13 protein-coding genes are annotated in these 14,142 nt (G+C 73.4%); 7 read left to right on the top strand and 6 right to left on the bottom strand.

Features of this window, described 5'->3' with window-relative positions; all coding sequences use genetic code 11:
* From ACFV4G_RS31880 to ACFV4G_RS31860, 5 genes are all read left to right on the top strand, one after another.
* A partial coding sequence (locus ACFV4G_RS31880; protein ID WP_380445604.1) for an ABC transporter ATP-binding protein occupies positions 1–1,169 on the top strand: 1,169 nt, incomplete at its 5' end.
* On the top strand, positions 1,159–1,827 hold the full coding sequence (locus ACFV4G_RS31875) for an ABC transporter permease (RefSeq protein WP_380445602.1): 669 nt from the start codon (positions 1,159–1,161) through the stop codon (positions 1,825–1,827). The genes ACFV4G_RS31880 and ACFV4G_RS31875, both read left to right, overlap by 11 nt.
* Positions 1,824–2,513: an ABC transporter permease gene (locus ACFV4G_RS31870; protein ID WP_380445600.1), complete on the top strand. Its 690-nt coding sequence runs from the start codon at positions 1,824–1,826 to the stop codon at positions 2,511–2,513. Before ACFV4G_RS31875 ends, ACFV4G_RS31870 begins: the two co-directional genes overlap by 4 nt.
* Positions 2,514–2,703: 190 nt before the next feature.
* Entirely contained in the window at positions 2,704–3,678 is a 975-nt protein-coding gene (locus tag ACFV4G_RS31865; RefSeq protein ID WP_380445598.1) for an ABC transporter substrate-binding protein, read from the top strand.
* A gap of 155 nt (positions 3,679–3,833) precedes the next feature.
* On the top strand, positions 3,834–4,415 hold the full coding sequence (locus tag ACFV4G_RS31860; RefSeq protein WP_380445596.1) for a hypothetical protein: 582 nt from the start codon (positions 3,834–3,836) through the stop codon (positions 4,413–4,415).
* Between the two features lie 110 nt (positions 4,416–4,525).
* On the opposite strand, the gene ACFV4G_RS31855 is transcribed toward ACFV4G_RS31860, so the two are convergent.
* A complete protein-coding gene (locus ACFV4G_RS31855; RefSeq protein ID WP_380445594.1) occupies positions 4,526–5,896 on the bottom strand; it encodes a hypothetical protein in 1,371 nt (456 codons plus the stop codon).
* A 457-nt stretch (positions 5,897–6,353) separates the two neighbouring features.
* Between ACFV4G_RS31855 and ACFV4G_RS31850 the strand changes: the two genes are divergently transcribed.
* Positions 6,354–8,099, top strand: coding sequence for a glycosyl hydrolase family 18 protein (locus ACFV4G_RS31850; protein ID WP_380445592.1), 1,746 nt, complete (start codon positions 6,354–6,356; stop codon positions 8,097–8,099).
* Between the two features lie 145 nt (positions 8,100–8,244).
* Here ACFV4G_RS31850 and ACFV4G_RS31845 read toward each other — a convergent pair whose 3' ends face one another.
* From ACFV4G_RS31845 to ACFV4G_RS31825, 5 genes are all read right to left on the bottom strand, one after another.
* Positions 8,245–9,444 (bottom strand): multidrug effflux MFS transporter, encoded by a 1,200-nt coding sequence (locus tag ACFV4G_RS31845; RefSeq protein WP_380445591.1) that lies wholly within the window; start codon positions 9,442–9,444, stop codon positions 8,245–8,247.
* Between the two features lie 306 nt (positions 9,445–9,750).
* Positions 9,751–10,233, bottom strand: coding sequence for a hypothetical protein (locus ACFV4G_RS31840; RefSeq protein WP_380445589.1), 483 nt, complete (start codon positions 10,231–10,233; stop codon positions 9,751–9,753).
* Positions 10,234–10,572: 339 nt separating this feature from the next.
* Entirely contained in the window at positions 10,573–11,451 is an 879-nt protein-coding gene (locus ACFV4G_RS31835) for an alkaline phosphatase family protein (protein WP_380445587.1), read from the bottom strand.
* A 220-nt stretch (positions 11,452–11,671) separates the two neighbouring features.
* Positions 11,672–12,106 (bottom strand): ADP-ribosylation/crystallin J1, encoded by a 435-nt coding sequence (locus tag ACFV4G_RS31830; RefSeq protein WP_380445585.1) that lies wholly within the window; start codon positions 12,104–12,106, stop codon positions 11,672–11,674.
* Positions 12,107–12,180: 74 nt separating this feature from the next.
* A complete protein-coding gene (locus tag ACFV4G_RS31825) occupies positions 12,181–13,368 on the bottom strand; it encodes an acyl-CoA dehydrogenase family protein (RefSeq protein ID WP_380445584.1) in 1,188 nt (395 codons plus the stop codon).
* A gap of 114 nt (positions 13,369–13,482) precedes the next feature.
* Here ACFV4G_RS31825 and ACFV4G_RS31820 point away from each other — a divergent pair, with 114 nt between their 5' ends.
* On the top strand, positions 13,483–14,031 hold the full coding sequence (locus ACFV4G_RS31820; RefSeq protein WP_380445582.1) for a GNAT family N-acetyltransferase: 549 nt from the start codon (positions 13,483–13,485) through the stop codon (positions 14,029–14,031).
* Positions 14,032–14,142 lie beyond the last annotated feature (111 nt).

The following is a 14,142-nucleotide window of genomic DNA, read 5'->3' as shown; positions in this document are numbered from 1 at the left end:
GTTTTCAAGGAGCGCGCGCCTGCCACAGGCCCCCCGCCGCGCAACCCCGCGGGCGGGGGCGGCGCTCGTGGCCGGCCCGCTGCCGCGTGCTCGTCCTGGTCGGCCCGTCCGGGTGCGGCAAGACCACCCTCCTGCGCATGGTCAACCGGATGGTCGAGCCCACCTCGGGCCGGGTGCTGCTGGACGGCGCGGACGTCGCCGGGCTGGAACCCGCCAAGCTGCGCCGCGGCATCGGCTACGTGATCCAGCAGGCCGGGCTCTTCCCGCACCGCAAGGTGATCGACAACGTCGCCACCGTGCCCTACCTCCTCGGCTGGGACCGCAAGAAGGCCCGCGCCCGGGCCGCCGAACTGCTCGACCTCGTCGGGCTCGCGCCCGAGACCGCCAAGCGCTACCCGTTCCAGCTCTCCGGCGGCCAGCAGCAGCGCGTCGGCGTGGCCCGCGCCCTGGCCGCCGACCCGCCCGTGCTGCTGATGGACGAGCCGTTCAGCGCCGTCGACCCGGTGGTGCGCGCCGGGCTCCAGGAGGAACTGCTGCGCCTCCAGTCCGAACTGCACAAGACGGTGCTGTTCGTCACCCACGACATCGAGGAGGCCGTCCGGCTCGGCGACCAGGTCGTCGTGCTGCGCGGCCAGGGCCGGATCGCCCAACTGGCCGACCCGCACACCCTGCTCACCGCGCCCGCCGACGACGACGTCGCCGCCTTCCTGGGCCGGGATCGCGGCCTGCGCGGCCTCGGCCTGCGCCCGGCGAGCACCGTCGCCACCCGCCCACTGGCCGGCGGACTGCGCTTCGGCGGCTGGGAGCTGGCACTGGACGACGAGCGCCGCCCGATCGGCTGGATCGACCGCGACGCCCCCACCGCCGAACTGCGCCCGGCCCCCGGCTACCGGCCGGACACCGACACACTGCGCACCGCGCTCGACGCCGCCGTCCTCTCCCCCGCCGGGGTCGCCGTGGCCCTCGACTCCGACGGCCGGGCCACCGGCGCGGCGGACCGCGAGGCCGTCCTCCGTGCCCTGACGGCACCGGGCGGCACGGCCGCCACCGCCCCGAGCGACACCGGGACACTCGTGAAGGGCGAGGCGAAGGGCGAGGAGAGGGACGGGGAGAAAGCCGAGGCGAAGAGCGCGGCGGACGGCAAGGGCGGGGCCACCGGTGGACGATGAACCGATCGTCCGCTGGTACTGGATCGGCGACCACCTCGGCTACCTCGGCAACCTGCTCGCCGACCACGCCGTGATCGCCCTGGTCCCGGTGCTCATCGGCCTGCTGGTCGCCGTCCCGCTGGGCCTGGCCTGCGCCCGCTTCCCCCGCGCCTACCAGCCGCTCGCCGCCGTCTTCAACATCGTCTACGCACTGCCCGCCGTGGCCGTCTTCATGCTGCTCATCCCGTACACCGGCCTCGCCACGCAGGCCACCGTCATGATCCCGCTCACCTTCTACGCGCTCGCCGTGCTCCTGCCCACCACCGTCGACGGGCTGCGCGCCGTGCCGGACGCCGTCCGGCAGGCCGCCACCGCCATGGGCTACGGGCCGTGGCACCGGCTGACCGCCGTCGAACTGCCCGCCGCCGTGCCGTACCTGATCGCCGGACTGCGGGTCGCCGCGGTGTCCAGCATCTCGCTGGCGAGCGTCGGCGCGCTGGTCGGGCGCGGCGGGCTCGGCTACCTGTTCATGGACGGGTTCCAGCGCACCTTCCCGACCCCGATCGTGGCCGGCATCGCGCTGATCGCGGCACTCGCGTTGACCGTCGACCTGGTGCTGGTGGGGGCGCGGCGGCTGCTCGCGCCCTGGGCCGTCCGCGAGAAGGGAGCGGGCCGGTGAACTGGCTCTCGTGGCTGAGCGACTTCTTCTCCGACCCGGATCACCGCAGCGGTCCGGACTCGATCGCGCACCGGATCGCCGAGCACCTGGCGTTCTCCGGTGAGGCGCTGCTGTTCGCCGCGCTCGTCGCCGTCCCGCTCGGGCTGCTGATCGGCTACACCGGACGCGGCGTCACCGCCGTCACGGCGCTGGCCGGGTTCGCCCGCGCGCTGCCCACCCTGGGGCTGGTCACGCTCGCGGTGCTGCTCGCCGGGGTCGGCGACACGGCGGTGCTCGTCCCGCTGGTCGCGCTCGCGGCCCCGCCGCTGCTGGTCGCGGCCGTCGAGGGAGTGCGCGGCACCGACCCGGACGTGCGCGACGCGGCGCGCGGCATCGGGCTGACCCACCCGCAGGTGCTGTGGCAGGTGTGCCTGCCGTCCGCGGCGCCGACGCTGCTGGCGGGCTTCCGCACGGCGGCCGTCCAGGTCATCGCGACCGCGACGGTGGCCGCGTACGTCGGGCTCGGCGGCCTCGGCCGGTACGTGTTCGACGGGCTGGCCACCCGCAAGTACGCGGTGACGGCGGGCGGCGCGGTGCTCGTGGTGCTGCTCGCGGTCGCCGCCCAGCTGCTCTTCGTCCTGCTCGCCCGGTACGCGCTGCCGCGCGGGGTGCGCGCCCAGCGCCGGGCCGCCGACCGGACCCGCTGACTTCGGCCAGTCGGCATTGGCCTGCCGACTCGCGCCCGTTGGCTTCGGCCCGTCGGCTCCGGCCCGTCGGCTTTGTCCCGTCGGCTTTGCCCCGTCGCCTTGAGCCCATTGCCTTGGGCCCGTTGATGCGGGTCCGCGGCCGGATCCCCTGAACCTCTGTCTCCATCGTCTCGGAAGGACACCTGTCACCATGTCGACAATTCGCAGAACCAGGCGCGCCGCCGTCCTCGGCACTCTCGCTGCCCTCGCCCTCGGCGCCACCGCCTGCGGCTCCTCCGGCGGGAACCCGCTCGACAGCGGCTCGTCCTCGGCGGCAGCCGGCGGCGGCGCGAGCACGGCCGCCGGGAGCGGGGGTGCGGGCGGCGGCGCCGGCGACGGCGGAACCGTCGTGGTCGGCTCCGCGAACTTCCCCGAGAACGTGCTGCTCGGCTCGATCTACTCGCAGGCGCTCAAGGCCAAGGGCGTCAAGGTCGAGGAGAAGTTCAACATCGGCAGCCGGGAGGTGCTCTACGGGCAGCTGCAGAGCGGCAACCTCACCGTCCTGCCCGAGTACAACGGCGCCCTGCTCGCCTACCTGGACGCCAAGTCCACCGCCACCGCCAAGGACGACGTCAACGCGGCGCTGACCAAGACCCTGCCGGCCTCGCTCGGGATCCTGGACTCCTCCCCCGCCGAGGACAAGGACTCCCTCAGTGTCACTCAGGAGACCGCCGACAAGTACGGGCTCAAGACCGTCGCCGACCTGGCCGCCAAGGCGGGCGAGTTCACGATCGGCGGGCCGCCGGAGTTCAAGTCCCGCCGCGAGCAGCAGTTCAAGGACGTCTACGGACTGACCTTCAAGGAGTGGAAGCCCACCGGCGACACGACGGCCAACGCGCTCAAGGACGGCGCCATCCAGGTCGGCAACGTGTTCACCACCGACCCGAAGATCGTCCAGTTCAAGCTCGTCCCGCTGGCCGACCCGAAGGGCGTCTTCGGCGCGCAGAACGTCACCCCGCTGGTCAACAAGGCCGGGGTGGGGCCGACGGCGACGGCCGCGCTCAACGCGGTGTCGGCCAAGCTCGACACGACCGGGCTGACGGCGCTGATGAAGCGCGTGTCGGTCGACAAGGAGGACCCGTCGGCGGTGGCCAAGGACTGGCTGAAGGCCAACGGGCTGGGCTGACGGATTGCGGGCGACCGCTGGCAGATGACGGGTAACAGGTAACAGCTGACAGATAACAGATTTCAACATCTGTTATCTGTCAGCTGTTCGCCGCCCACCGTTACCCCAGCCTGAGGGCCTTCCCTCCCGCGCCGCGAACATGACAGTGTGACGCCATGCGCACTCGTCTCCTCGCCGCCACCCTCACGGCTTTCGCCGCGGTGAGCCTCGCCGCGTGTTCCAGCTCCGGCTCGACTTCCGCCTCGGGCTCCGGAGCGGGCACCGGCACCTCAACGTCCGCGGCTGCCTCCCCCACTTCGGCCGCCGCCACCGCGACCCCCGCCCCCGGAGCCACCCCGCCCGCGGACGCCTCGACGGGCCCCGCCGCCGGGGACGCGTCCGGAGGTTCGGGCCCGACCGGCGGTTCGGGTACCGCGGGCGGGTCGGCGCCGGCCAAGCCCGCGCCACCCACCGACGCCGGAATGCCCGCCAAGCCGGGCACCGACGTCACCGCCAAGCTGGTCGCCGCGCTGGACGCGATCGACCCGGCGATCGTCGGCGGCAAGCCCGACCAGGCCATCGACCGGGCCCGCAGCCAGTGCCAGTCGATGTACCAGTTCCCCAAGGACAAGGCGAAGCTGGTCGAACTGGCCGACCAGCGCTTCACCACCCCCGACCACCCGCAGGGCTTCGGGCCGGACAAGGCCGCGAAGATCAACGAGGCGCTGCGCACGACCCTCTGCCCGCCGCCGGCCTGACCCGGCGCGGCGCCCCCGCGCGCCCGGTGTCCTGAGCGCCGGGCCGCCGCGGCCGCGCGTCGTCAGCAGACGCGCGGCCGTGGCACCTCGGACACCCACACCCAAGTGCCCTACCGGAAGCGGGAGCTGGGCACCGGACCACTCGTGCGGCAGCGGTCGCGCGGGCCGTCCAGCCAGCGTTCGCGCACGGCGCGGGCGAAGGCCGCCAGCGCCTCGTCCGGGTCGGACGGGGTCTCGCCGTCGCCGCCGTCCGGGGCCGGGTCGGCGGCCAGGATCTCGGCCGTCAGCTCCTCGGCCGGGCGCTCGTCCGGCTCGTTGCCGAGCATCCGCCACGGCGGGGCGACGGTCTGGCCGAGCAGGCCGCTCACGTCCGCGGTGACCGGCGGCGTGTCGGTCCAGCAGGTCGCGTGCTCGTACAGCACCTCGCCCGCGGAGCGCGTGCGCAGCGCCGTCAGCGTTTCCGGGCCGATGCCCTCGACGTCGCTCAGGTCGTAGGCCACGACCACGGTGTCCCCGGTGCCCGGCTGGTACGGTCGGGCGGGCAGGCCGAGCAGCTCGGCGGCGGCGAGGCCGAGGGCCCGGTCGGCCCGGCCCGGCAGCAGCGAGACCGACTGCGGGCGCACACCGGCGGCGTCCAGGATCAGGCGAAGCCGCTCCAGCCCGTGCCGGCACAGGCCGTAGGAGTCCTGGAGGAAGGCGTAGCGGCCGGTCATTCCCGCCGTGAACCCGTACGGGGAGAGGGTGGCGAGCAGGCCGCCGGTGAGGGCGAAGTGCCAGCCGCGCAGGTCCTGACGGTTCAACGGGTCCGTGGTGGACGCGGCGGCCTCGACGGTGTCGGCCCGGCCGAGGGCGCGGCGCACGCGGTCGGCGGCGGGGCGCCACTGGTCGTCGGGGGCGGAGAGCCGGTCGAGGGTGGTGCGGGCGGTGGTCCGGTCTCCGGCCATCAGGGCGTTGTAGGCGAGGAGGTAGCGCTCGGGCCAGTCCCGGAGGACGGACTCGTGGGCTTGCAGGGCGGTGACGGCCTCGGCGTGCCGTTCCTCGTCCTCCAGGGCGGAGACGAGTTCGGCGAGGATCGGCAGGCGGTTGTCGGGGCCGGGCTTGCTGCGGCCGAAGAGGCCGCGCTTGGTCTTCTCGCCCTCGCGGACCTCGGCGGTGGCGATGCGCAGGGCCTCGGCGAGCGCGGGTGCGGCGAGGAAGGCGGCGCCGCGTTCGACGCAGGCGTAGCCGTACTTGTAGAGGGCGACGGCGTCGGGGGTGCCGGCCCCGGTGGCGCTCCCGGCGGTTTCCCCGCTCGCGGTGGCGAGGCGGGCGGCGGCCTCGGCCAGGTCGTCGAAGCCGTTGCCGGCGGCCAGCCGTTGGACCAGCGGGGCTACCTGGGCGGCGGGCACGTCCTCGGCGAGGGCGCGCAGTTCGCGCAGGACGGCCTGCGGGTCGCCGGCTTCCAGGTGGCGCCAGGCTTCGTCCAGCGAGGGGGTCGTCACAGGGCTGTTCCTCCGGGGTGGGTGTGGTGCCGTGTCGGGCGTCCTGTCGGACAAGGGTCCGATCCTCCCGGACGGGGTTCGGTGTCCACAATCCAATAACCGGCCCTGGGTCCGGCCGCCCGCCTTCGGCGGCTCCCGACGGCGGCCGGGGCCGTGCGGTGACGAACCGCAAGGCACCTTGACAGAGAAGTGGTCTAGTCCAACCATAAGCATGTCGATCCGACCGGGATGCACTGTGGGGGTGTGACCACCGGCGGCCGAGGCACCGCCCTGCCCTGTTCCGCTCCCCCCCGAACCCGCCCGGCGCGCGCGTCCGCACCACCCGCACCGCCGTTCGCCGCCGCGCGAGTCCGTGGACACCGCCTGCCCCGAGCACGCCGCCCCGCTCCCCGCCGCGCTACCCGTACGTCCCTGTGCCGCCCCAACGTCCTGCCCCACCATGTCTGTTGGAGAATCGATGCGTCTACGCAGAACCATCCAGGCGGCCCTGACGGCCTGTGCCACGCTGGCCGCCTCGGCCGGCCTCGTCGCCGCCGGGACGGGCTCCGCCCAGGCCGCGACCCCGCTCCCCAGCCGGGTCTTCGCCCCCTACTTCGAGTCCTGGACCGGCCAGAGCCCCGCCACGCTGGCCGCGCAGTCCGGCGCCAAGTACCTGACGATGGCCTTCCTCCAGGCCTCCGCGAAGGGCTCGTGCACCCCGTACTGGAACGGCGACACCTCGAAGCCCGTCTCCTCCTCGACCTTCGGCGCCGACATCGCCACCATCCGTGCCAACGGCGGGGACGTGATCCCGTCCTTCGGCGGCTACACGGCCGACCACAACGGCACCGAGATCGCGGACAGTTGTACCGACGTCAACCAGATCGCGGCCGCCTACGAGAGCCTCGTCACGACGTACGACATCAGCCGGATCGACCTCGACATCGAGGACAACTCGCTCACCGACTCGGCGGGCATCGACCGCCGCAACAAGGCGATCAAGCTGGTGCAGGACTGGGCCGCGGCCAACGGCCGTTCCGTCCAGTTCTCGTACACGCTGCCGACCACCACGAGCGGACTGGCCGACAACGGTCTCTCCGTGCTGCGGAACGCGATCGGGAACAACGCGCGGATCGACGTCGTCAACATGATGACCTTCGACTACTACGACGGCGCCACCCACGACATGGCCGCCGACACCCAGACCTCCGCGCAGGGCCTGTACAACCAGCTGGCCACGCTCTACCCCGGCAAGTCCCCGGCGCAGCTGTGGGGTTCGATCGGGATCACCGAGATGGTCGGCATCGACGACTACGGCGCGGCCGAGACGTTCACCGTGGCCAACGCGACGACCGTGTACAACTGGGCGGTGTCGAAGGGCCTCAACACGCTGTCCTTCTGGGCGCTCCAGCGCGACAACGGGGGCTGCCCGGGCACGGCCGGGAACGACTCGTGCTCCGGGATCGCCCAGAACGCCTGGGACTTCACGCACATCTTCGCGCCGTTCACGAGCGGCACGCCGACGACGAACGACTTCTCGGTGGCCGTCAACCCGAACTCCGGTACGGTGGCCGCCGGTTCTTCCACGTCGGCCTCGATCGCGACGGCCGTGACGTCGGGCTCGGCGCAGAGCGTCAGCCTCTCGGTGAGCGGCGCCCCGGCGGGCGTCACCGCCACCGTCACCCCCGGCAGCGTCACCGCCGGCACCGGCGCCACGCTCAGCGTCACGACGACGGCGGCGGCCGCGGCCGGCACGTACCCGCTGACGGTGAAGGCGAGCGCTCCGTCCGGTACGCACACCGCCACCTACACGCTGACCGTCACCGGCAGCACTCCGCCTCCCGGCGGTCTGGCCAACGGCGGCCTGGAGAGCGGCAGCCTCGCCCCGTGGACCTGCCAGGGCGGGGGCGCCGTGGTGAGCACGCCGGTCCACTCCGGCTCGTACGCGCTGCAGGCCGCGCCGACCGAGAGCCAGACCGGCGAGTGCACCCAGACCGTCACCCTGAAGCCCAACACCAGCTACACGCTGAGCGGCTGGGTGCAGGGCAACTACGCCTACCTCGGCGTCAGTGGCGGGGCGAACGCCAGCACCTGGACCAACTCCGCCGGCTGGACGAAGCTGAGCGTCCCGTTCACCACCGGCGCCACCGGCACCGTGACGGTCTACCTGCACGGGTGGTACGGGCAGGGGAACGTGTACGGCGACGACTTCGCGATTGGCTGAAGGGGCCGACTGACGGATAGCGGGTAACGGGTAACCGGTAACGGATAACAGCTGACAGATAACAGATGTTGAAATCTGTTATCTGTCAGCTGTTCGTCGTCCGCCGTCCCCCGTCAGCCGTCAGCCGTCAGCCGTCGGCCGCCCCTCAGCCCGCCTGGCTCCCCGTACGCCCCGGGACCTCGGCCCGCGCCTGCCACGGCCGACACAGCGCCACGTACGCCGCGCTCGACAGCACCGCGCTCGACAGCACGACCACCGCCAGCAGCACCGCCGACGGCCGCCCGCCCAGGCTGCTCAGCGGTGCGACCAGCGCCCCGCACAGGAAGTTGCCGGTCCCCAGCAGCGCCGAAGCCGTCCCCGCCGCCTGCGGCTCGACCAGACCGAGCGCCTGCGCCGCCGAGTTCGGCAGGATCATCCCCATGCTGCCCATCATCACGAACAGCGCCGGGCAGACCCCGAGCAGCCCGAAGTCCCACACGGTCGTCACCAACACCAGCGCCACGCCCGCGACCACCGCCAGGGCCAGCCCGGCCAGCATCAGCGCGCCCGCCGTGAAACGCCGCGCCAGCACCTGCCCGTTGATCTGCGTCATCCCGACGATGGCCACCGAGTTCAGCCCGAACAGCAGGCTGTAGGTCTGCGGCGACACGTGGTAGACGTGCTGCAGCACCGTCGACGACCCGCTGATGTACCCGAACAGCGCCCCGAACCCGAACGTGCCCGTGAGCATCAGCCCGAGGAACGGCAGGTCGCGCAGCAGCCCGCCCATCGTCCGCAGGGTGGACCCGAACCCTCCGCCGTGCCGCGCCTGGGCGGGCAGCGTCTCGCGCAGCGCGCCGAACGCCACCAGCGCGAGAAGCAGCCCGAGCGCCGTCAGCGCCCCGAAGGTGCCGCGCCACGACGTCACCCGGAGCAGCTGCGCGCCGACGATCGGCGCGAGGATCGGCGCCAGCCCCGATATCAGGGTGATCGAGGCGAGGAACCGGAGCATCGCCACGCCCTGGAAGCGGTCCCGGGCGACGGCCCGTCCGATGACCAGTCCGGCGGCCCCGGCCGCGCCCTGGACGAACCGGGCGGCGATCAGCAGCGGCAGGTTGGGCGCGATCACGCACACCGTGCTGGCCAGGGTGTAGAGGACGAGCCCGGCGAGCAGCGGCGGGCGGCGTCCGAAGCGGTCGCTGAGCGGCCCGAACAGCAGTTGTCCGGCCGCCACCCCGAACATCGAGAACGTGAGGGTGAGCTGCACCGCGGCCGGATCGGCGGCGAGGTCGTCGGCGATCGCGGGCAGGCCCGGCAGGTAGAGGTCGGTGGTCAGCGGGCCGAGCGCGACCAGGCTCCCGAGCACGGCGACGGTGCCCCGGCCGGGACCCGCCGGGGCCGCCGAAGCGGCCGCAGCGGCTGGAGTGGCCGAATCGGCTGGAGCCCCGGCTGGGGCCGACGACAGGTCGGTGGTGGGGCCGGCGGCAGGGCCGGGCGTCTCGTCGGACGGGCCGGCGCTAGGGCCGGGGCCGGGGCCAGGCATGGGGCTCCCTTGCTGGACGGGCGGGACGGGGCGGGACGGGTTTGTCCACGCTCCGTCCTATCGCAGCCCGGCCCCGCTCCGACAGCGGGGGCACCGGACCGTTCACCCGTCCGCCCGGGGCCCCGTGCCTCAGCGCTTCTCGGGACGCTCCGCCCGCATGGCCGCCTGGACGGCGGCGCCGTCCTGCCAGGCGTAGAGCTGGTTGCCGGAGAGCATCACGTTGTAGTGCCCGCAGGTGCCGGTGGCCTTGCCCGCGACGCCGTCGGGGAACCAGCCCGCCTTGAGCGACACCGGCACTGGGTGCACCCCCTTGCCGGTCAGCCCGGTGGTGCAGCCGACGGGCAGCCGCCCCTCGGGGAGGGTGGCGCGCAGCAGGCGGTCGTCGCCGGTGGTCGACATCAGGTAGCGGACGGCGGAGGCGTTGTCGGGCAGCCAGCCTGGCATCGAGTGGCGGTCGGCCTTGGCCTCGCTGCCGGTGGCGTACGAGACCTGCTCCTGGTGGCGGCCGTCGTACCACTCGGACACGCGTGGGCCGATGACGACGGCGGCCACGGCGACGGCCATGCCCGTCCCGGCGACTCCGAGCGCGACCTTGCTCACGATGCCCTTCATGTCCGCCTGCCCTCTCCCTGTCCGGTTTCCGTGTCCGCTGTCGGTGCGGGTGTCGAGTGTTCCGTTCGGCCCGTGGTGTTCCCCCGGCCGGTGTAACCATCCTGGCCCGCGCCGGACGGCCGGGGCGTCACCACGAGGTCGCGATCACGCCTCCATCCCACGGGGTAGCCTCTCCACCTTCAGACGTACGTGCCGCCACCCGCGGTTTCGGGTGACGGGCGCCGCGCCGGCGGTGTGCGCCGGAGCGGTGCCGGGGTCCCGATAGAGCGTCACTCAAGTCCGGCCCGTGCGCAGCCCGGTGTGCTGCACCCGGGGCACCGGCCCCGTACCGTACACCCGTCAGACGGCGGCGGGCACCGGCCGGGAGACGGGGAACGGGCGGCCGTCGAGGGTCCAGTGCGGGTCGATCGGGCGCAGCAGGGAGGCGTACACCTGGGCGGCGACGTCGGGGTGGCGGATCTCCCCGGTGGGCGGGCCGGCGGGGATGCCGTGGCCGGCGCAGGCGACCCAGGCGGTGCGCTCCTCGGTGGTGCGGCCGCCGTGGCCGCCGGCGTCGACGTGGCCGTGGTCGGTGACGACGATGACGGTCCACTGTTCGTCGGCGTGGGTGGCGCGGCCGCGGACGGCGTCGAGGAGGCGGCCGAGGCGTTCGTCGGCGTTGCGCATGGCGGCGCGGTACTCGTCGCCGCAGCCGAGGAAGTGGGCGGTCTCGTCGACGGCGCCGAGGTAGACGAAGGAGGCTTCGGGGTCGGCGGTGGCGAGGACGTGGACGGCCTCGCGGGTGACCTCCTCGTCGACGGTCTCCCAGGCTTCGGGGGTGTCCTCGGCGGGGGCGATGTAGGAGAGGCGGCCGGGGGCGCGGAAGAGGGGGCCGCCGGACTCGTTGATCATCAGCGGGTCCCAGCCGGCGGCGACGAAGGTGCGTCGGCGGTCGCCGCGGTTGAGGCGGGTGGCGAAGTCGGGGAAGACGTCGAGGCGGTTGCCGGCGAGGTGGTTGCCCCAGACGCCGTGCTTGGCGGGCTCGACGCCGGTGACGATGGTGGCCCAGCAGGGCCCGGACATGGTGGGGGTGGTGTCCGCGACGGTGACGGGCACGAGGAACCCGGCGTCGGCGACCTCCGTGAGCCGCGGCATCGGCACGTGCTCCAGGTAGTCGTACCGGACGCCGTCGATGCCGACGACGAGCACGCGGGGGCGGGGCCACGGGGCAGCGGTCATGGGGGTTCCTTTCGGTCGTGCGCATCCGGCGCGCGCCCGCCGAGGGCGCCGCCGACCGCGCCATGGTTCACCGCTCGCCGTACCGGTTGGTGTCCGGTCACCGAACGGGCGGCGTCCGTGGGGTGTCGGGCGATTGTCCTTGCACCCCGCCGGTCGGCGGGGGTCGGAGGTCGGGGGCGGTCGACGGCGGGCGACGGCGGGCGGCGGCGGGCGGCGGGCGTCAGGCCTGCGGCCGGAACTCGTGGACGACCTCGATCCGGCCGACGATGTGCCGGTTGAACTCGGCCAACTCCTCCGCCGGCACCCAGAGTTCGAGGATGGTCCGGCCACCCGCCCGCTGGACGGGGTAGCGGGCGAGGAACTCCGTCTCGACCTCGAAGCGGGTGACGTAGCCGACGCCGGAGGCCGGGACGTTCCAGTCGCGGGCGATCCGGACCGCGTAGTCCTCGTTCAGGACGGGGTAGAAGATCGGCTGCTCGGGCAGGCGGGGCGGCCAGGCCCGCCAGTCGGCGGCCTCGACCAGGGCCAGTTCCTCGGGGCCGGTCGGGCGCCAGCGGGTCGTGGTGGCGGTCGGGGCGCTCGGTGTGGTCGAGGCGCTCGCCGTGGTCGGGGCGTCCTGTGCGGTCGGGGCGCCCTGCGTGGTCTGGCCGTTCATGGGAGGGGACGGTAGCCGAGCCCGCCCGGGCCCGGCCACCGCGTTTCTCCCGCCCGCCACCGGCTCACCGGGCGTCAGCGGTAGGCGGACTCCCCGGTGATGGCCTCGCCGAGCACGAGCGTGTGGATCTCGCTGGTGCCCTCGTAGGTGAGCACCGACTCCAGGTTGTTGGCGTGCCGCAGCACCGGGTACTCGGTGGTGATGCCGTTGGCGCCGAGGACGGTCCGCGCGCTGCGCGCGATCTCCAGCGCGGTGCGGACGTTGTTGAGCTTCCCGAAGCTGATGTGCGCCGGACGGGCGGCGCCCTCGTCCTTGAGCCGGCCGATCCTCAGCGCGACCAGGTACGACTTCTCCACCTCCAGCATCATCTCGACCAGCTTCTGCTGGGTCAGCTGGAAGCCGGCGATGGGGCGCTCGAACTGGATGCGGGTCTTCGCGTAGTCCAGGGCCGCGGTGTAGCAGTCGCGGGCGGCGCCGACGGTGCCCCAGAGGATGCCGTAGCGGGCCTCGTTGAGGGAGGACAGCGGGCCGCGCAGGCCGACGACCCCGGGCAGCACGGCGTCGGCCGGCAGCACGATGTCGTCGAAGGCCAGCTCGCTGGTGACGGAGGCGCGCAAGGACAGCTTGCCGTGCACGTCGGTGGCGGTCAGGCCGCGGGTGCCGCGCTCCACGAGGAAGCCGCGCACGCCCTCCTCGGTCTGCGCCCACACGACGGCGACGTCCGCGATGCTGCCGTTGGTGATCCACATCTTGCTGCCGGACAGCACCCAGTCACCGCCCTCTCCGCCCTTGCGCACCGCCCGGGTGCGCATGTTGGCCGGGTCGGAGCCGAAGTCCGGCTCGGTGAGGGCGAAGCAGCCGATCAGCTCGCCGGCCGCCATGCCGGGCAGCCAGCGCTGCTTCTGCTCCTCCGAGCCGAAGGCGTGGATCGCGCGCATGGCGAGCGATCCCTGCACGGAGACGAAGCTGCGCAGCCCGGAGTCGGCGGCCTCCAGCTCCATGCACGCGACGCCGTAGGCGACCGCGCTCGAACCCGTGCAGCCGTACCCGTCGAGGTGCATGCCGAGCACACCGAGCGCGCCGAGCTCGGGGGCCAGTTCGCGGGCCGGGAACACCCCGCGCTCGAACCAGTCGCCGATGTGCGGGCGGATCCGCTCGTCGGCGAACTTTCGGACGGTGTCGCGGATGAGCCGCTCCTCGTCGGTGAGGAGATCGCCGACGGCGAGCAGGTCGGCCGGGTCGATCCGGGTCGGCTTCGTCATCGAAGCTCCTTGGGGTCTCGGGGTCTCGGTAGTCTCGGCGGGATGACGGGATACCGGGGAGTATTCCGCACCCGGCGGGGCGGCGGGCGGGCGCGAGCGAGTGAGGAAAGCGACATGTCCGGTGGCGGGTACGTGGTCGGCGAGGTGACCGCGGAGGAGCTGCGCGGCGCGGCGGACGAGATGGCGGGACTGCTGGTGGAGACCGTCCACGGTGGCGCGTCGGTCGGGTTCCTGGCACCACTGGAGGCCGCTGAGGCCGCGCGGTGGTGGCGGGCGCTCGTGCCGGACGTGGCGGACGGGCGACTGGTGGTGTGGGCGGCCCGGGCGGAGGCCGACGGGCGGCTCGCCGGGACGGTGCAGCTACGGCCGGCAACGACCGCGAACGGGCGGCACCGGGGCGAGGTCGCGAAGCTGATGGTGCACCCGGCGGACCGCGGGCACCGGCTGGCCGGGCGGCTGCTGGCGGCGTTGGAGGAGCGGGCGGCGGAGCTGGGTCTGCGACTGCTGGTGCTCGACACCGAGACGGGCAGCCCGGCCGAGCGGATGTACGAAGCGGCGGGCTGGAACCGGGTCGGCGAGGTGCCGGACTACGCCACCGACCCGGCGGGCGCGCCGTGCTCGACAACGGTGTTCTTCAAGGCGGTGGGGGCGGGCGGGAGGTGACGGGTGGGGGCGAACAAAAAAAAAAAAAAAAAATTAGAAAAAAGTTAAAATGTTTTATGTTGTATGTTATTTTTTGGCCCCCCCACAACCCCCCACGCGGGGCGACCCCCC

The organism is Kitasatospora sp. NPDC059747 (assembly GCF_042732955.1).
Lineage (GTDB): Bacteria > Actinomycetota > Actinomycetes > Streptomycetales > Streptomycetaceae > Kitasatospora.
This window is presented reverse-complemented; position numbering and strand designations above follow the sequence as displayed.